Below are 15,674 nucleotides of genomic sequence, written 5' to 3'. Positions count from 1 at the left end.
GTCAGACGCGCGGCGAACGGAGGTCAGAACAGCGACCAATCAGGGACCCGGACGGACGACCAGCCACGCCAGAAACACCGCGAGTCCGCCGATTCCGGTACTCATTACGGCCCGCGTTCGCAGTTGGTCGAGCAGGGCGTGGGCGTTGTCGGACACCGACGCGACTTCGTACACGTCGCCGCCGAGTTCGCACTTCGGGAGGAAGTCCATGGCGACGTGAAGAAAGACGCCAGCCGCGAAGCCGAAGACGACGCCGTTGACCGGACCACTACTCGGCAGTTCGAGCAGCGCCGCCGGAATCGCCGTCAACCCGACCCCCGCGGCGGGGAACAACAGAACGGAGACGGTCTTGCCCGAGCGCCGGAGTCGATGGGCGGCGGCGTACCCGGCCGGACCCTTGTGGGAGACGATTGCCAGTCCGAGCAGAACACCGAGTTCGGGCATGTTGCCGTAGACCAGACCGATGATGGCTCCGGCAGCGAGCGAGTGGGCGGTTAGCTCTGCGGCAGTGTGGTCGAGCGGCAAGTCGAAGTCCGCGTGGCTCGCCCGGTGGCCCAAGGTGTGCGCGGAGAAGCCGACAAGCACGCCGAGTGCGATGCCGAAGCCGCCGAACTTTGGATGGTGGTCGATGGCTCCGGGCACCAAGAACACCGCCGCGCTGGTTATCATCGCGCCGCTGGCTAGCCCGTAGCCCCAGACGAGATGCTTCGCACTGGCTGATTCTCCCGACTGGCCGCCGAGGTAGGCCGCGCCGCCCATCGCCGCGAACGCGACCCACGCGATGCCGACGACTTTGGTGACTCCCGAGACGAGCGCGATTGGCGTCAGCAGCGCCAGCAAGACGACACCCGCGAGACCGAACCGCGAAACGTTCATGTTGTTAACTCCTTCAGGCGCATTAATAACGATCTCGCTATTAACTCGAGTGTAATCGTTAATAAGCTCGTCGGTTGCGGTGGTGTCCACCTCGGTTCGACGCGAGCAACCGCCTAATCGCCTATATTGTCGGAACGCCTACGGCCACCCATGCGGGACTTCCCGGCAATCGAGTTGACGTGGCGCGACGGGTTGTTCGCCCACTGGTCGATGGACCCGAGTCGCGTTCGCCCGCTCGTCCCCGACGCGCTCGATTTGGACTGCCGCGACGGGTCGGCGTGGGTCTCCGCGCTCCCCTCGGTCGTGGAGGCGAGTCGCCCCCACGTCTTCCCCGACTCGGTCGGCATGGATTTCCGGCAGGTCAACCTGCGAACCTACGTCGAGTACGACGGTCGCCCCGGCGTCTACTTTCTGAGTCTCGACACCTCGTCCGGCCTCGGCGTCCGGGTCGCGCGCTCGCTGTACGGGCTTCCGTACTACCGTGCGGACATCGACTTCGAGAAGGATTACGACCTCGAAGGGTCCCAAACTACCGACGCGCCGACCTGCCGGTTTGTCTGCGAGCGCGACCACGGCGAGGACGACTCTGCGCGTGAATCCCCGTCTGCGCGTGAGTCGCCGTCCGCTCGGTTCGCGGCGACCTACCGACCGATTGGCCGACCGTCGCTCGCCGAACCGGACAGTTTGGACGACTTCCTGACCGAACGGTATCGGCTCTACGTCGTCCGCGGCGGGTCGGCCTGGTGTGCTCGCGTGGAACACGCGCCGTGGCGACTCTGCTCGGTCGAAGCTTCGGTGCACGCCGACTCGCTCTTCGAAGCGGCCGGACTGCCAGCACCCGACGGAGACCCGCTGGTTCGCTACTCGCCGCAGTCCCGGTTCACGATTCGGACGCCGCGTCGATTGTAGCGACGACGATAGAGCTTTGAGTATCGCCGTTGGGGCTGGTGCTATGGCGTCCGCAACGACCGAATCCGCGGCGGTGACGGCACCGACGCGAGAGCAACTACTGAAACGAGGTTCGGTGGCTGTCGTCGCCGCGATGGTCGCCGTCGCCGTCGTCCGAACCGTCGCCGTCTCGCTCGGTGTTCCCGAGACGGCTGACCCGATGCAACTCGACCCGATTCTCACCAGTTCGGTCGTCGGTGCGGTAGGCGCGACGGTCGTCTACGGTGTATTGACGCGCGTCGCTTCTCGACCGAATCGGACCTTCGTCGTGATTGCTGGTCTCGTGCTGTTGGTCTCGCTCGTGCCAGTAGTCACGGTCGCTCCGGGACTGCCCGGCGTGACAGGAGCGGTCTTGGTTACCCTCGCGGCGATGCATCTCGCCGTCGCCGCGGTCAGCGTCCTGATTCTCACCCGTTAGGCCGACCACTCCCAGTTCTGCACGGGGACCTGTTCACCTTCCGGGATACCCTCGCGAGATTCGGGTACTTCGACCCAACCATCTGCGAGGGCGACGCTGGATAGGACGCCGGACCCGCTCGCACGGGTCGGGGTTGCGAGGGTGTCGCCTTCGCTCTCCTCTAACTCGACGCGCGCGAAAGTCCTGATTCCGGGTTCGCTTCGAATCTTGCGCGAGAGTCGTGCTTCCGTGCTCGGGTGGTCAACCTCTGGGAGGCCACCGACGCGCTTCAGGACGGGGCGAAGGAACTGTACCGCGTTGATGATGCAGGCCACTGGGTACCCCGGCAACACGACGATAGGAGTGTCTTCGACGACGCCCGCCGCGACTGGGTGGCCGGGTTTCAGCGCGACGCCGTGGAAGACTATTTCGCCGAGGTCGGCGACGACTTCCGGAAGCAGGTCTCGCTCGCCGACAGAGGACCCACCGGTCGTGACGACGACGTCTGCGTCGAGGTTTGCTTCGATAGTTTCGCGCAGGGCGTCTTCGTCGTCGGTGACGACGTTATGATAGTCCGCGTCGCCGCCCCATCTCTCGACGTAGTTCGAAATCGTCAGGCCGTTGGTCTCGATTACCTCGCCGGGGTCGGGGTCCGACTGGACGAGTTCCTCGCCAGTCGGTATTACGGATACGGAGGGCTTTTCGTAGACCTCGACAGTTTCGACGCCGACAGCCTTGAGCATCCCCAAGTCGGAGGGCCGGAGCTGGTGGCCCGCGTCGTAGAGGTGCTGGTCTCGCTCTACGTCCTCGCCGATTGGCGCGACGTTCTCGCCCTCCGCAACGGCGTCGAAGATTTCGATTTCGTCGCCAAACTCGTCGGCCTGTTCTATCATCACCACGCTGTCGGCACCTGCCGGGAGTTCGCTCCCCGTGTGGACGCGAATGGCTCCGTTGGGAGGGACTTCTCCAGATTCTCTCTCCACTTCCCGCAGAATCTCGGGTGAACGGTCGCTCGCCCCGAAGGTGTCGGCGGCGCGCACCGCGTAGCCGTCCATCGCCGCTCGGGAGTAGTGTGGGACGTTCCGCGCGGCGACGAGTTCCTCGGCGAGCGCGCGGCCGTCGGCCGATTCGAGTGGAATCTCCTCGGTTCGGTCGTGCGTAGAAACCGTAGAGAGGAAACGCTCGCGAGCCTCGCCAAGTCTCTTTTTGTCCTTGAAGCCAGACCGTTTGCGGTCCGGCTGGTGGTCGCTCATGAGGTAGCGTTGGCGCGCTATCGTGTAAAAACGTGTGGACAGGGGTCGTTGCGGAGTCGGCGAGAACGCTTTTGACAACCTTCGTACAACTCTCGACTATGTTCGCCTCGGAGTCGCTGACTATCTGTTCGTCTAACCCCGAAGAGGCAACCCAGTCCGGACCCACACCATTTTTCGCCCCTGCGTCCCAACAGGAAGGTATGTCAGCGCTGCGTGAGGCCATGCGCGAGTTGCCCGACGCCGTCTTCGCCGACCTGCTGGAGAGCGAGGAGGAGTACCTCCTCGTCATCGACCTGCCGGGTGCCAGCGAGGAGACGATAGACGTGAGCGTCGTAGACGGCCGTCTCGAAATCGAGGCGCGCCGCGAAAAGGACGTGCCCATCGAGTTCTCCTACCTCCAAGAGGAACGCTCGCTGTTCCTCGACGCCGACCTGCCCCTGCCGCCGGACGCGACCGGGGCGGACGCGGAAGCGGTCATCGACCGGGGTGTCCTCGAACTTCGCCTCCCCAAGCGCGAAGCGGCACCCGACCGGGACGTTCCCATCACGGGTCGCTGACCGCGAGGGTGGTCACTCTGGTGAACCTCCGTGCGTACCGGCGATTCTTCGTCGTCGCGTACCACTTCCTCCCGCTGCTGTTGAGTTACGCCCGCGACCGCCGCCGGTTCCTGCTGTTCGGCGGGTCGCGGCAGGTCAGTAGCGAGACGCGCGTCGAACGAGCGAACACGCTCCTAGAGTCGTTTCTGACACTCGGTCCGACGTTCATCAAACTCGGGCAACTGCTCTCGACGCGCCCCGACATCCTGCCGCCCGAGTACGTGGACGAACTCGCACAACTCCAAGACGAGGTGCCGCCCGCGGAGTGGAGCAGGGCCGAGCAGGTCATCGAGGCCGAGTTAGGACCCGTCGAAGAGTACTTCGACGAGTTCGACACGGAGGCCATCAGCGGCGCGAGTCTCGGGCAGGTCTACACTGCCGAACTCGATGGCCGAGATGTCGCAGTGAAGGTCAGGCGGCCGGGCATCGAGGACCTCGTGGAAGCCGACCTGCGAGTCATCCGCTGGTCGCTCCCGCTTCTGATGCGGTTCATCGGGCAAGGTCGGGCCTTCTCGCTCGAAAATCTGGCCGACGAGTTCTCCAAGACCATCCGCGAGGAGATGGACTACAGTCGGGAGGCGACGATGCTCGAAGAGATTCGGGCGAACTTCGAGGGTAACGAGGACGTTGCGATTCCGGAGGTCATCGATTCCCACTCCGGGCCGCGGATATTGACGATGCAGTACATCGGCGGCACGAAGATAAACGACGTGTCGGAACTCGACGCTATGGACATCGACCGCCACGAGTTGGCCGTCACACTGCAGGAGGCGTACCTCCAGATGCTGTTGGAGGACGGTGTCTTCCACGCCGACCCGCACCCGGGCAACCTCTCAGTGCAGTCGGACGGCACCATCGTCTTCTACGACTTCGGGATGTCCGGCCGCGTGGACGAGTTCATCCAGCGCAAGATAATCGACTTCTACGTCGCCGTCGCAAATCAGGACATCGACGGAATTCTGGACGCGCTGGTCGAGATGGGCACCCTGAGCCCCGAGGCCGACCGGGCAACGATGGGGAAAGTGATGGAACTCGCCATCGAGGACGCCCGCGGCGAAGACATCGAGACCTACCGCGTCCAGCAAATCGTCTCGCAGGTCGAAGACACCATCTACGAGTTCCCGCTTCGACTCCCCTCGAATCTCGCGCTCGTGTTGCGCGTGGCGACCGTCGTAGAGGGCGTCTGCGTCACGCTCGACCCGGACTTCGACTTCATCTCGGTTGCGACCGATTACTTGACCGAGCAAGGCTACCGCGAGGAGTCCATCAAGCAGTTCGTCGGCGAAGCGGGCGACCAGGTCCAGCAGTCGATTCAGTCCTCGATTCGCGTGCCGCCGAAGTTAGAGCGCACCCTCGACAGAATCGACCGCGACGACCTTTACGTTCGCACCGACATCGAGGACGGCAACAACGTCTTCGACAAACTCGCCAAGCGACTCGTCTACGGTCTGCTGATGGCCGCGGGCATCTTCTCGACCTCGTATCTCTACGCCACGACGGGCGTCGAACCGGCCGCCGTCATGGGAGCCTTCTCGGCGACTATCGGCTTGCTTCTCTACCGGAGCTTCCGCAAGCGTCGTGGAATCCGGGCGACGCCACAGTTCACCCGCCACGAGATGCGACGACGGGACGGAGAGTAAGTCGGCGTTCGACTCCTTCTGTCGAGAGAAAAGAAACTCCCGCGCTACATCGCCATCGCGAACGACACCGGCAAACTCGGCTGTGCGAGCAAGACGAACAGTCCCGCGAGCAAGGAAACCACACCGGTCGCAGTGGCGACTTCACGACCCCAGACGGGGATGCGTTCGAGGGTGATGACGCCGGTCAGCGCGACCATCCAGAAGAAGTTCATCTCGCCGAAGAACGGCACGACGAGGAAGAAGACGCCGAAACAGATGGCGATGCATTTCACGCCGTGGTGAAGCCCCTCTTCGAAAGCTTCGACCGGCGTGTCTGCGTGCGATTCGACTCTCGAACAGCACGACCGCAAGAGCGACTGCTTGAACGACGAGAGTTGATAGAAGCCAGTCAGCACCAGTATACTTCCCAAGACGAGAGGCGCGTGCGCTTCCGTTACGCCGTAGATGCCGCCCGGAAGCACTGCATGGAAGGCGAGCGGAATGACTGCTGACAGCGCCCAGACGCCGAGATAGCTCGTCATGAACGACCCGAGAGCGGCTGCCGCGTTTCGGTCGGAGCCTTCGTGGGCGGCGGCGTAGTCTCGCGTGAACCGCGTCATCGCGGGGTGCATCATCGCCCACATCATCACGCCCCACATCGTCGTGTAGCCGACGAGCGCGCCGAGGCTTCCGACGTGGAAGACGCCGAGTTCCATCGCACCGGGCGCGGCCATCGGGATACCTTGGTTCATCAGCCACATCGTCCCGGGCATGGGGACGTGACCGTCGAACAGCAGGACCCACCAGAGCGCGTCGAACGAGAGCATCGCGACGACGACGGCGGTCGTCCTGTCGAGCGATACGTCGAACAACTCGGTCTCGAAGACCGACTCGATGGACGTGCTCATCGGCGGCCGCCTCCCACGACGTCGAACCAGAGTCGTGCCTCGCGTACCAGTTCGCTGACTGTCCGGCCGCTGGTGACGATTGGTTGCCAGTACATCCCGTCGTAGTGGTGTCGAATGCGTTGGTGCATACCGAGTTTCCTCGTCGCCGAAATGTTCGCGGAAAGTACAGCGGAGACCGCGAGCGAACTCGTGTCGCTACTCGCCGACGGCGTAGCCGATTTCTTCGATTGCCTGCCGAACCCGCGGTTCGGTGGTCGGTTCGCCCTGGACCGTCACTTCGCCGCCGGTCGCGTCCGGGTCTACCGACGCGACGCCGGAGAGCGCGGTGATTTCCTGCCGGACGACGTTCTCACAGCTCTTGCAGACCATGCCCGTAACGGGGACAGTGTATTGCTCCATGTCCACTCGGTACGACGGGCGCTATGGACTTAATTTCATATTTTAGGCTAGGAATTTACAGTGGATTTTCAGGGTATTTCGAATTATCGCTCCGCTTCGAAGGACTGCCCCTTCCCGTGGCTTTACGCTCTCGGGCGCGTACTCCCGGTATGTACATCGAACCGTTCGGTCTCGAACGCTGGTTCGCAAAGTACGAACACGAGGCCGACATCATGCTCGCCGAGAGTGGCGTCCGAAGCCTCGACGCCTCTCGGTTCGAGTTGAACCCCGGCAAGTTGGGCTACGTCATCCCGACGAACGGCGACCCCGACTTCCGCGCGGAGGTGGGCGAGCGTTACGAGCGCAGTGCCGACGAGGTACTGTTCACCTGCGGGACCCAAGAGGCGAACTTTCTGGCGTTTCTCGCGCTGATGGACGAGAATCCGGTCGGTGGCGACGCCGCGTACCGTTCACGTTCCGCGTCCAGCGGTACGTCCCGAGAGCCACACGCCGTCGTCGTCACGCCGACGTATCAGGCGCTCCACGCGGTGCCGGACGCACTCGGTAACGTCACGCGCGTCTGGCTCGAACCGCCGGACTGGAAGTTGAACGTGGACGCCGTCGCGGACGCGATACGCCCCGAGACGAGCGTCGTCGTGCTGAACAATCCGAACAATCCGACCGGGCGATACCACCCGACGGAGAAAGTCGAGGCACTCTACGACCTCGCGGCGGACGCCGGGGCGTACCTGCTCTGTGACGAAGTGTACCGACTGCTGGCCGAGGAACCAATCGACCCGGTGGCGAGCATGGGTGAGTACGGCATCAGCACCACGAGTCTGACGAAAGCCTACGGTCTCGCCGGACTGCGGTTCGGATGGCTCGCTGGCTCCGAAGCAGTAGTCGAGCGAGCGTGGCAGTGGAAAGACTACACGACCATCTCGCCGTCGAAAATCGGTCAGCACGTCGCAAGACAGGCGCTCGGTGAGCAGGAGAACGCAATTCTGCAGGAGAACCGCGAGTTGGCCGAGACCCATCGAGAGCGAGTCAGGGAGTTCGTCGTGGAGTACGACCTGACGTGGTGCGACCCGGTCGGCGTCAACGGCTTCGTCTCGGTGCCCGACGGCTTCGCAGGGAGCGAGGAGTTCTGTCGGGCAGTCGCCGAAGAGGAGAGTGTCGTCCTCGCACCCGGCGAGTTGTTCGGCTACGACGACTACTTCCGAATCGGATTCGGCCTCCCCAGCGACGAATTAGAAGGTGGACTAGCCCGCGTCGGCGACTGTATCGAGCGCCACCGGTGACACTTCGACCCCCTCCCTGAAAGTCGGAGACGAGAGACGCCTCTTAGACACCGTGTAAAGACGTTCTAGAGCATGCATAAGCGCGGCACTCGAATTTAATGCAAGTGGTAATATCGCCCACCGAGTGTATAAATAGAATGATAAGCATCTCGAAACAGTCCGAATTACTGCAACGTTCACCCGTTTATATGCTTTGTTCGACCGTTACGTTGGAGTAAGGAAGAACCCGTGACGATGTCCAACTCCCCCTCAACGCAGACACGGTCAGTCGAACGCGCCTTCGACTCCGCCACGACGTGGGTCGAAGGGGCGCAGACAGCCGCAACGAACGTAAGCGAGGTGCTGGTCGGGGCAGCCCGCGCACTGAGTTTCTGGACAGCGGTCGCCGCACCGCTCTTCTATCCGCCCCTACTCTACCGTGGCGAAGGGTGGCTATTGGTTGGACTGTTGCTACTGCACGTCGTCGCACTCCTCGGCGGTCACGGCTACGAATACGACCACGCTTGAGAACGGGGGTCGAACCACTGAGACGACTCGCTCGGCGTGGGCCGTGACGGGCGATTGACAGGGTTAGCGACTCTCGCGGGGGCGCAGGACGTTTCCAAACGGTTTATACGGTATCGGCCGCTACCTCGCCATATGGCAAAAGAGCAAAAGGAAGTACGCGACCTGCAGGAAGGAAATTACGTGATGGTAGACGACGCCGCGTGTGTCATCAACTCCTACAGCACGGCCAAACCCGGCAAACACGGCAGTGCGAAGGCGCGTATCGAGGCCAAAGGTATCTTCGACGACAAGAAGCGCAGTCTCTCCCAGCCTGTTGACGCGAAGATTTGGGTCCCTATAGTCAACCGGAAACAGGGTCAGGTCGTCTCCGTCGAGAGCGACACCGTTGCGCAGGTCATGGACCTCGAAACCTACGAGACGATTACTATCAAGACGCCGAGCGACGTTTCGCTCTCCCCCGACGACGAAATCGAGTACCTCGAAATGGAAGAGCAGCGAAAGATTCTCGAATAGTTACAGATGTTTCCCGGCGCGACTTCCGACCGCGACGACGCCGACTACGTGGTCGTGGGCGCGCCACTCGACGTTTCTACCACGTTCCAACCCGGAACGCGCTTCGGCCCGGAGCGAATTCGCCGGTTCGCGCGGACCTACGACGACTACGACGCGCGGACCGGCCAGCGGTTCTCTACACTGGGGGTTCACGACCACGGTGACGTTCGCGCGTGGGACGACGCCGCCGAGTATCTAGAGTATCTGGAGGGCGTCGCCACCGACGCAGTCTGGGACGAGGCAGTGCCGCTGATTTTGGGGGGTGAACACACCGTCACGCTCGCGGGGGTTCGGGCCGTCGAACCGGACGTGTTCGTCTGCTTGGACGCGCATCTCGACCTACGAAGTGAGTACGACGGCAACGAGTTGAGTCACGCGACCCTGACCCGTCACGCGCTCGAAGTCGCGGACGAAGCCGTCGTTCTTGGTGCGAGAACAGGAAGCGAGGACGAGTGGGAGCGGGCAAAAGAGGACGACGTGACCGTGATTGCGCCCGAGGACGTTGCCGATTGGACACCTGATTTCGGTGGGGAGGACCAATCAGTCTACTTGAGCGTGGACATCGACGCCGCAGACCCCGGTTTCGCGCCCGGAACAGGGACGATGGAACCGTTCGGATTGCATCCAAGAGAAATGCGTGACGTGGTTCGGGACGTCGCGGCGACTGAGGCAGTCGAAGGGTTCGACGTAGTAGAGGTCAACGACCGCGACGACGGGCAGTCTGCGGCGCTTGCTGGAAAACTGCTCCGGGAGTTCGTCTTCGCAGACGCGCAAATCTCAGACGACGAGTGATCAGAAGTACCGCCACTCAGTAGGTAAGTCTCCTCAGCGTCCGATCTAATTCTGCGCAGTACTGTTCACCGAAGTAGTAGACGTGGGTCAACAACGGATAGACCACGTAGGCGTCTCGTCGTTCCTCGAAGAATCCCGGCGCGATATCATGCCGCTCTCTGTACCGGTCGAAGAACGCCTCGCCGAACGTGTCGGTCCAATCGACGTAGGCCAGTTCGATTTCGGGGTGTGCGAAGTAGGTCGCAGGGTCGAGAAACGCACGAACCGAGTCGTCGCCAGCGAGGACGTTCTGAGTCCACACGTCACCGTGGACGAGTCCCGGCGAATCTGGTTCTTCGAGAATCGCGCTGAGGTCGGCCGCAAAGTCGTCCACGCGCTCCGCGAGTGCGTCTGAAAGCGCTCCACTTTCGTGAGCCAGTTCGGTCATGTACTCGACCCGATGCATTCGGTAGAATTCGACCCACGAATCTGTCCACGGATTCGGCTGGCGGACGCTTCCAGTGAGCGTGTCGAACGGAAACCCGAATGCCGAGTCTGAGACTTCATGGAGGTCTGCGAGGTAGTCGGCGGCGTCGCGTTCGACACTCTCGGAAAACGTCGAGTCACCCGAAACGAACTCCAAGACGAGCAGGTCGTAGTTGGCGTGGTAGACCGTCGGAACAGGCAGGTCGGTCTCGGCCGCGAGATAGCGGAGCATCCGGGCCTCGACGCGCAGGGGGGTGTCGCCAGTCTTGGTGACGACAGTTCTGCCGTCCGCGAGTTCGACGCGGTAGACCGTGCCGATTTCGCCGCCGTCGAGTTCGGTGGCGTCGGTCGGCGACGAGTCGAGCGCGTCGGCGAGTTCGGACTGGAAGGGCAACTCGTCCATCGTCTCCGAGAGGCGTGCGAAGCGTCGAAAGTGTTTGGAACTCCCCAAAATATCGCCTCCCTGACGCGAGTTACACTTATCATTCCACGGACGCAACGTCGAGACGAGTCCCCATGGCACAAGCCGCCAGCGAACGGCAGGCCCCGACGACGAACGAATACGAGCGCCTCCGTACCAAGAAGAAAGAGCGGCAGGGCAACACCGAGCAGGCCTCGGTGACAGACGTGTTCGTCGGCGAGGACCAAGTCGTGCTGACCGTCGGCTTCGAGTGGACCAGCGACACCGAGCGGTTCGTCTACTGCTTGGAAGACGACCGAGACGTACTCAAGCTGGAGACACTGGCCGACTCGAAGGGGTTCGAGTTCGAGCAGATTTCGTTCCTCGAAGGCGAGTCGCTGGCGGTCGTCTACACCGGGAACGAGTGGGTGCCGGAGGCACACGTCTCCTACGTCGATGGTGAGGGGTCGGCCAGCGAGACGTTCCGCACCGAGTTACGCCTGCTCGTCCGGGAGTTGGCCCGCACACCGGGCGTCCTCCGGAAACTCGTGCAGGTCACCCGGAGCATGTCCACGAAGCAGTTGGTCATCGCGGTAATTCTGGTGAAGAAGATCATCATCGTCGCGCTGGTCGCGTACATGCTGCTGTAACCATGTCCGAAGTTCCGCCAGAAGCCGAACGACTGCTCACCAGCGAACCGTTGATGGCACACTTCGCCACCTGCGCAGACGACCGTCCGCACGTCGCGCCGGTCTGGTACCACTACGAGGAGGGAGCGGGTGTCGCCGAAGTGCTGACCGGCGGCCGAAAACTGGCGAACGTCCGCGAAAATCCGAAAGTCGCGGTCTCGGTGCAGAAAGATACGGCGGGCCAAGCAGAGTGGATGGTCACGCTCCGCGGGACTGCGACCGTCATCGAAGACGACGAGGAGAGAAAAGCGGCGGCAGAGCGCATCAACCCCAAGTACGGGGCGACTGCCGACGAGTATCCCGAGAACGTATTGGTCCGAGTCGAAGTGGGGTCGGCGAGCTATCAGACGTACTGAGACGTGAGCCCGCCAAACAGCTTTTGCGGTCGAGAACGTACTTCGTCCACCATGCTTCGCGCACTCCTAACTATCGTCGGCGTCCTCGAACTGCTCTTCCCGCGGCAACTCGTGGAAGTCGGCACCAAGATGGCCTACGAGTCCCCCGAGGAGTTCGAAATCAAGCCGTGGGTGATTCCCGCGGTCAGGACTGAGGGGCTGATTTTCCTGTTCTTCGTACTCCGCGGCGTGGTACAGGACAAGTGGCCAACCGAAGTCGAGGCAGAAATCGAAGCGTAGCGTCAGGTCGTCCGCTCGACCACTGTGCCGTTCTCTCCCACCACTACCGCCCGTTCATCGCCGACTGCGACCCCACGAAGCGTCTCGCTCGCAGTCGTCAGTTTTCGTTCCCAGTCGCCCTCTCCGCGCTCGTAGACGAAGCCCTCGTCGCCGCACGCGACGCGAAGTTCGTCGCCGACTCCAACCGCCCACAGCGACTCGTCGCCGAGTCGCGTCGGCGTCCAGTTCGCTCCGTCGTAGCGGTGGGAGACGCCGCCGTCGTCCGTGACGAGGCACTCGCCGCGCTCCGGCGCGGCGAGTGCCGTGAGCGTGCCGTCCGACCCGTCGAGACCGATTTCGTCGAAGTTCTCGCCTCCGTCGGTCGTTCGAAAGACGCCGCTGTTGGTGTCACAGCAGTAGCCGTCCGTCTCCGAGACTAACGCCGCGGCGACGAGGCTCGACCCGCTACCGGGTTTACTCGGCGAAGCCAACGCCAATTCGCCGTCGAGATACTGCCCGCGAAGCACCTCTCCAGAGCTGTTCACCAGCAGTAACGTCTCCTCGCCACGCTGTCCCGCGACGGCGACGTCCGCCCACGAATCGGTGCGGTCGGCGGGAGCGGAGTGGTCGGCGTGGCGGCCGGTCTCGGTGTCGAGTCGGCCGAGCGCGCCGTCGTCGCCAGCGAACCAAACCGCGTTGCCGTCGTCGGTGGCGTCCACGCCGCGAAGTGTGCGACCGGACGCGCTGGGACCGTCGGCGAGCGCGACTTTCCAGCCTTCGCTACCGCCGTCCGTGAGGACGACGCCCGCTTCGCCGACTGCGTACGCGCCTGCGTCGGTGACGACTGCGTCGAAGAGCGTCGAATTTGTGGGCGTCTCGGCGGTCGTCCACCGAGCAGAGTTCGTGGTAGCTGGTCCGGTATCAGAATCGGTGTCGGGGTCGGAATCCTCGCGAAATTCGTCGGTTTTCCCAGTCTCCTCGTCCGCATCGACGTTCTCCGGTTCCGCTTCCCCGTCGTCTGCTCTCGGCTCCTCGCTCGCGTCCGCCTCGCGGCCGACGCCTCGCCCCGAAAAGTAGAGGACGAGCGGTGGCAGGACGTAAGCCGCCACCGCAATTATCGCAAATCCTCGGTGAACGAACGTCAGCATCCCGAACGCCGTCAGTGCCGCAGTAGCGACTGCGTGGACCCACGTCTTCGTGTAGCCCCTGAAGAACGGGCCGAACGCCGCACGGGAGTTTACCATCACCCGACGTTTGGTCGCCACGACGGTCAGGTCTTTCGCCCGCACTTCGAGCGGGGAGATACCGAGGACGCCACGCATAAATTGGTTCAGTGCAATACTGGACCAAATGAGCAAGATTACGCCGTCGGAACTCGGTGACCGAGTGGCGAGTGACGGCCCCAAGTCGAACGACGACGACATCTTCGTCCTCGACGTTCGCCCGGAAGGGAACTATCGGAGTCGTCACATCGAGGGGAGCTACAACGCACCGGTCTACCACGACCTGCGCGGCGGCGACACCGACAGCCTCGACGACCACTTGAGCGAGATTCCGGCCGACCAGACGGTCGTCACCGTCTGCAAAGCGGGCGTCGTCGCCAAGCGCGCGACGAACCATCTCGAAAGTGAAGGCTACGACTCGGTGACCCTCAGCGGCGGGATGAAGGGGTGGCGACACTACGAAGACGATACGCTGGTCTATCGGATGGCGTCGTTCGTTCGAAGCCTACTCCCCTGAAACGGGAGAGGTAGAGCAAAGCGTAGAGAGAAAACCAGAGGCGCTCAGTACACCGCGTCGCGGATGTCCTCGGAGAGTTCCTCGAACGTATCGAGGTGAACTTCTCGCTCGGTCCGGAGGTCCGCGAGTGCGCGTTCGTAGTCGTCTACGTTGTCCGCGACCGCGAACTCGTCGATGTCCATGCCCGGCACGTCGCTGGGCACGGTGAGGCCGGTCGCGTCGTCGCGGGTCCACTCGACGGTACCGCGGGCGAGTTCTCGCAAGATGGTCACCGACTCTGTCACGCCGATGTCCTTTCCGCCGATGTGGCCCGTGTTGAGGACGTAGCACTCGACGCCGAGGTCTTCGATGAGGTCACGGAAGCGGTTGCCCTCTTCGCCTTTCGACCCCATGATGAAGGGGTTCGTACCGACGACGCGGATGGACTCGCCAGCCTTCGACGGGTCGCCCGCGCTGGTCTGGATGGACTCGCCGAGCATGAACGACACGGCGGCCTCTTCCGGCGAGAGCTTCGCAACCGGCGGCATCGTCGGGTTGCGCGTGATGAAGAACACCTGGTCCACTTCGGGCAGGTCGATGTCCTCGCCAGCAGAGGCGAGTTTGTCGCGCTGGATGACCGCCCGGCCGTTCGAGGTGTGGTAGTCGCTGTCGAAATCGACCGTGCCGTCCTCGGCCACGTCTACGTTTTCGAGGACCGCCGAGTCGTCGGTCACAGCCGCGTGCATCGCTGGCTGTTCGTCGGCGTCGAGGCCGATAGTTTTGACGTAGAGCCCTTCGCCTTCGCTCCCGGCGACGGTGCCGTCGGGGAGCAGGGCACACACGTCGTCCTGTAGCATCGTCGCGTCCTCGTCGTCGTCCAGCCAGAGACCGTGGGCGGTCAAGGTGGACTTACCGGTCGCGGAGAGACCGAGGAAGAGTTGGCCGACGTCCTCGGTGTCGCCTGCTTCGTCACCCTCGGTCTGGAGCGTGACGCGCTTGCTCCCGGCGTGGAGTCCGAGGCCGCCCTGTTCTTTCGCTCGGAGCATGAACAGTCGGAGGAACGACTTCTTGGCTTCGCCCGTGTAGTCGGTGCCGAGGACGGTCGTGACGCCCTCGTCGGGGAGAATACGGACTGCAATCTCCTCGTTCTCGGGGACCTGCACCGTGAGGAAGTCCGGTTCCGCCTCGGGGTCGTCCTCGGCCGGTTCGAAGAGTTTCGCCCACGTGAGGGCGATGCGGGAGTAACGTTTCGAGACGTAGAGCCGACAGCGATAGGAGTGGTCGGGGTGGCGACCCATCTGTCGGTCCACACAGACCATCTCGTTCTGGCGCGCGCGGTCGAGCGCTTCCTCGACGTGCGCGTAGTCGCTCGGCCCGAACTCGTCGTCGATGGCGTTCTTGGTCTTGTCGGCGTTGCGCGAGCGCTCGTCGCTGACGTAGGACGGCGACCCGAACTCTGCCGTGGTCTCGAACTCCGCAGAGTACTCTCGCAGCGTCTCTAACGATGGATTGTACTCGACGTTGTCCGCGTCGGCCGGAGAGGGAAGTACCGTCTTCGGCGAGTGGACTGTCTGCCCGGAGTCTGACATCGTTCGTGTCGAGTATACCGAAGGGGATAATTATGTACCTTTTACCCGTGGCATACCGACCCCGTAACCCG

At 63.0% G+C, this 15,674-nt stretch carries 20 protein-coding genes; 12 read left to right on the top strand and 8 right to left on the bottom strand.

Annotated features, from left to right (window positions below; all coding sequences use genetic code 11):
* Window positions 1–39: 39 nt before the first annotated feature.
* Window positions 40–876 (bottom strand): ZIP family metal transporter, encoded by an 837-nt coding sequence (locus F7R90_RS03160; RefSeq protein ID WP_158055833.1) that lies wholly within the window; start codon window positions 874–876, stop codon window positions 40–42.
* Between the two features lie 150 nt (window positions 877–1,026).
* Here F7R90_RS03160 and F7R90_RS03155 point away from each other — a divergent pair, with 150 nt between their 5' ends.
* Both F7R90_RS03155 and F7R90_RS03150 read left to right on the top strand, forming a co-directional pair.
* The gene (locus F7R90_RS03155; protein ID WP_158055832.1) at window positions 1,027–1,785 is read left to right on the top strand and encodes a YqjF family protein; all 759 of its coding nucleotides are present in this window, start codon (window positions 1,027–1,029) and stop codon (window positions 1,783–1,785) included.
* 43 nt (window positions 1,786–1,828) lie between these two features.
* Window positions 1,829–2,242, top strand: a complete 414-nt coding sequence (locus tag F7R90_RS03150; RefSeq protein WP_158055831.1) for a DUF6069 family protein — start codon at window positions 1,829–1,831, stop codon at window positions 2,240–2,242.
* Here the strand turns inward: F7R90_RS03150 and F7R90_RS03145 are convergent.
* Window positions 2,239–3,474, bottom strand: a complete 1,236-nt coding sequence (locus tag F7R90_RS03145; protein ID WP_158055830.1) for a molybdopterin molybdotransferase MoeA — start codon at window positions 3,472–3,474, stop codon at window positions 2,239–2,241. The genes F7R90_RS03150 and F7R90_RS03145 overlap by 4 nt on opposite strands.
* 200 nt (window positions 3,475–3,674) lie before the next feature.
* On the opposite strand from F7R90_RS03145, the gene F7R90_RS03140 reads away from it, so the two are divergent.
* Window positions 3,675–4,031, top strand: coding sequence for an Hsp20/alpha crystallin family protein (locus F7R90_RS03140; RefSeq protein ID WP_158055829.1), 357 nt, complete (start codon window positions 3,675–3,677; stop codon window positions 4,029–4,031).
* Between the two features lie 8 nt (window positions 4,032–4,039).
* The gene (locus tag F7R90_RS03135; protein WP_158055828.1) at window positions 4,040–5,710 is read left to right on the top strand and encodes an ABC1 kinase family protein; all 1,671 of its coding nucleotides are present in this window, start codon (window positions 4,040–4,042) and stop codon (window positions 5,708–5,710) included.
* A gap of 44 nt (window positions 5,711–5,754) precedes the next feature.
* Here F7R90_RS03135 and F7R90_RS03130 read toward each other — a convergent pair whose 3' ends face one another.
* The 3 genes from F7R90_RS03130 to F7R90_RS03125 form a co-directional block, all read right to left on the bottom strand.
* On the bottom strand, window positions 5,755–6,597 hold the full coding sequence (locus F7R90_RS03130) for a DUF2182 domain-containing protein (RefSeq protein WP_158055827.1): 843 nt from the start codon (window positions 6,595–6,597) through the stop codon (window positions 5,755–5,757).
* Window positions 6,594–6,725, bottom strand: a complete 132-nt coding sequence (locus F7R90_RS22670) for a hypothetical protein (protein ID WP_267905107.1) — start codon at window positions 6,723–6,725, stop codon at window positions 6,594–6,596. The genes F7R90_RS03130 and F7R90_RS22670 overlap by 4 nt, the downstream gene beginning before the upstream one ends.
* 67 nt (window positions 6,726–6,792) lie before the next feature.
* On the bottom strand, window positions 6,793–6,996 hold the full coding sequence (locus F7R90_RS03125; protein ID WP_158055826.1) for a heavy-metal-associated domain-containing protein: 204 nt from the start codon (window positions 6,994–6,996) through the stop codon (window positions 6,793–6,795).
* Between the two features lie 149 nt (window positions 6,997–7,145).
* On the opposite strand from F7R90_RS03125, the gene F7R90_RS03120 reads away from it, so the two are divergent.
* The 4 genes from F7R90_RS03120 to speB all read left to right on the top strand — a co-directional run bounded on the left by F7R90_RS03120 (window position 7,146) and on the right by speB (window position 10,127).
* Window positions 7,146–8,276: an aminotransferase class I/II-fold pyridoxal phosphate-dependent enzyme gene (locus F7R90_RS03120; protein ID WP_158055825.1), complete on the top strand. Its 1,131-nt coding sequence runs from the start codon at window positions 7,146–7,148 to the stop codon at window positions 8,274–8,276.
* 234 nt (window positions 8,277–8,510) lie between these two features.
* Window positions 8,511–8,783, top strand: coding sequence for a hypothetical protein (locus F7R90_RS03115; protein WP_158055824.1), 273 nt, complete (start codon window positions 8,511–8,513; stop codon window positions 8,781–8,783).
* A 132-nt stretch (window positions 8,784–8,915) separates the two neighbouring features.
* On the top strand, window positions 8,916–9,296 hold the full coding sequence (locus F7R90_RS03110) for a translation initiation factor IF-5A (protein ID WP_158055823.1): 381 nt from the start codon (window positions 8,916–8,918) through the stop codon (window positions 9,294–9,296).
* 6 nt (window positions 9,297–9,302) lie between these two features.
* Window positions 9,303–10,127 carry an agmatinase gene (gene speB, locus F7R90_RS03105; RefSeq protein WP_158055822.1) on the top strand — a complete coding sequence of 275 codons (825 nt, stop codon included), beginning with the start codon at window positions 9,303–9,305 and terminating at the stop codon, window positions 10,125–10,127.
* A gap of 16 nt (window positions 10,128–10,143) precedes the next feature.
* Here speB and F7R90_RS03100 read toward each other — a convergent pair whose 3' ends face one another.
* Window positions 10,144–10,995: a fructosamine kinase family protein gene (locus F7R90_RS03100; protein ID WP_158055821.1), complete on the bottom strand. Its 852-nt coding sequence runs from the start codon at window positions 10,993–10,995 to the stop codon at window positions 10,144–10,146.
* 113 nt (window positions 10,996–11,108) lie between these two features.
* On the opposite strand from F7R90_RS03100, the gene F7R90_RS03095 reads away from it, so the two are divergent.
* The 3 genes from F7R90_RS03095 to F7R90_RS03085 are packed head-to-tail and all read left to right on the top strand — an operon-like array spanning window position 11,109 to window position 12,316.
* Window positions 11,109–11,642 (top strand): hypothetical protein, encoded by a 534-nt coding sequence (locus F7R90_RS03095; protein WP_158055820.1) that lies wholly within the window; start codon window positions 11,109–11,111, stop codon window positions 11,640–11,642.
* Window positions 11,643–11,644: 2 nt separating this feature from the next.
* Window positions 11,645–12,037 (top strand): pyridoxamine 5'-phosphate oxidase family protein, encoded by a 393-nt coding sequence (locus F7R90_RS03090; RefSeq protein WP_158055819.1) that lies wholly within the window; start codon window positions 11,645–11,647, stop codon window positions 12,035–12,037.
* A gap of 51 nt (window positions 12,038–12,088) precedes the next feature.
* Complete coding sequence (locus F7R90_RS03085; RefSeq protein ID WP_158055818.1) at window positions 12,089–12,316, top strand: hypothetical protein; 228 nt, start codon at window positions 12,089–12,091, stop codon at window positions 12,314–12,316.
* A gap of 2 nt (window positions 12,317–12,318) precedes the next feature.
* Here F7R90_RS03085 and F7R90_RS03080 read toward each other — a convergent pair whose 3' ends face one another.
* Window positions 12,319–13,617 (bottom strand): WD40/YVTN/BNR-like repeat-containing protein, encoded by a 1,299-nt coding sequence (locus F7R90_RS03080; RefSeq protein ID WP_225741244.1) that lies wholly within the window; start codon window positions 13,615–13,617, stop codon window positions 12,319–12,321.
* 28 nt (window positions 13,618–13,645) lie between these two features.
* Here F7R90_RS03080 and F7R90_RS03075 point away from each other — a divergent pair, with 28 nt between their 5' ends.
* On the top strand, window positions 13,646–14,035 hold the full coding sequence (locus F7R90_RS03075; RefSeq protein ID WP_158055817.1) for a rhodanese-like domain-containing protein: 390 nt from the start codon (window positions 13,646–13,648) through the stop codon (window positions 14,033–14,035).
* Window positions 14,036–14,079: 44 nt separating this feature from the next.
* Here the strand turns inward: F7R90_RS03075 and F7R90_RS03070 are convergent, their stop codons facing one another.
* Entirely contained in the window at window positions 14,080–15,603 is a 1,524-nt protein-coding gene (locus F7R90_RS03070) for a phosphoenolpyruvate carboxykinase (ATP) (RefSeq protein ID WP_158055816.1), read from the bottom strand.
* Window positions 15,604–15,674: the final 71 nt, after the last annotated feature.

The organism is Halorussus halophilus, from assembly GCF_008831545.1.
GTDB classification, from domain to species: Archaea; Halobacteriota; Halobacteria; order Halobacteriales; family Haladaptataceae; genus Halorussus; species Halorussus halophilus.
This window is presented reverse-complemented; position numbering and strand designations above follow the sequence as displayed.

Coding starts and splice junctions, on each gene's coding strand:
- F7R90_RS03140 (WP_158055829.1), top strand. CDS start 3,675: ATGTCAGCGCTGCGTGAGGCCATGCGCGAGTTGCCCGACGCCGTCTTC.
- F7R90_RS03095 (WP_158055820.1), top strand. CDS start 11,109: ATGGCACAAGCCGCCAGCGAACGGCAGGCCCCGACGACGAACGAATAC.
- F7R90_RS03115 (WP_158055824.1), top strand. CDS start 8,511: ATGTCCAACTCCCCCTCAACGCAGACACGGTCAGTCGAACGCGCCTTC.
- F7R90_RS03145 (WP_158055830.1), bottom strand. CDS start 3,474: ATGAGCGACCACCAGCCGGACCGCAAACGGTCTGGCTTCAAGGACAAA.
- F7R90_RS03075 (WP_158055817.1), top strand. CDS start 13,646: ATGAGCAAGATTACGCCGTCGGAACTCGGTGACCGAGTGGCGAGTGAC.
- F7R90_RS03070 (WP_158055816.1), bottom strand. CDS start 15,603: ATGTCAGACTCCGGGCAGACAGTCCACTCGCCGAAGACGGTACTTCCC.
- F7R90_RS03085 (WP_158055818.1), top strand. CDS start 12,089: ATGCTTCGCGCACTCCTAACTATCGTCGGCGTCCTCGAACTGCTCTTC.
- F7R90_RS03110 (WP_158055823.1), top strand. CDS start 8,916: ATGGCAAAAGAGCAAAAGGAAGTACGCGACCTGCAGGAAGGAAATTAC.
- F7R90_RS03125 (WP_158055826.1), bottom strand. CDS start 6,996: ATGGAGCAATACACTGTCCCCGTTACGGGCATGGTCTGCAAGAGCTGT.
- F7R90_RS03120 (WP_158055825.1), top strand. CDS start 7,146: ATGTACATCGAACCGTTCGGTCTCGAACGCTGGTTCGCAAAGTACGAA.
- F7R90_RS03130 (WP_158055827.1), bottom strand. CDS start 6,597: ATGAGCACGTCCATCGAGTCGGTCTTCGAGACCGAGTTGTTCGACGTA.
- F7R90_RS03080 (WP_225741244.1), bottom strand. CDS start 13,617: ATGCGTGGCGTCCTCGGTATCTCCCCGCTCGAAGTGCGGGCGAAAGAC.
- F7R90_RS03160 (WP_158055833.1), bottom strand. CDS start 876: ATGAACGTTTCGCGGTTCGGTCTCGCGGGTGTCGTCTTGCTGGCGCTG.
- F7R90_RS03150 (WP_158055831.1), top strand. CDS start 1,829: ATGGCGTCCGCAACGACCGAATCCGCGGCGGTGACGGCACCGACGCGA.
- F7R90_RS03100 (WP_158055821.1), bottom strand. CDS start 10,995: ATGGACGAGTTGCCCTTCCAGTCCGAACTCGCCGACGCGCTCGACTCG.
- F7R90_RS03155 (WP_158055832.1), top strand. CDS start 1,027: ATGCGGGACTTCCCGGCAATCGAGTTGACGTGGCGCGACGGGTTGTTC.
- F7R90_RS22670 (WP_267905107.1), bottom strand. CDS start 6,725: ATGCACCAACGCATTCGACACCACTACGACGGGATGTACTGGCAACCA.
- speB (WP_158055822.1), top strand. CDS start 9,303: ATGTTTCCCGGCGCGACTTCCGACCGCGACGACGCCGACTACGTGGTC.
- F7R90_RS03090 (WP_158055819.1), top strand. CDS start 11,645: ATGTCCGAAGTTCCGCCAGAAGCCGAACGACTGCTCACCAGCGAACCG.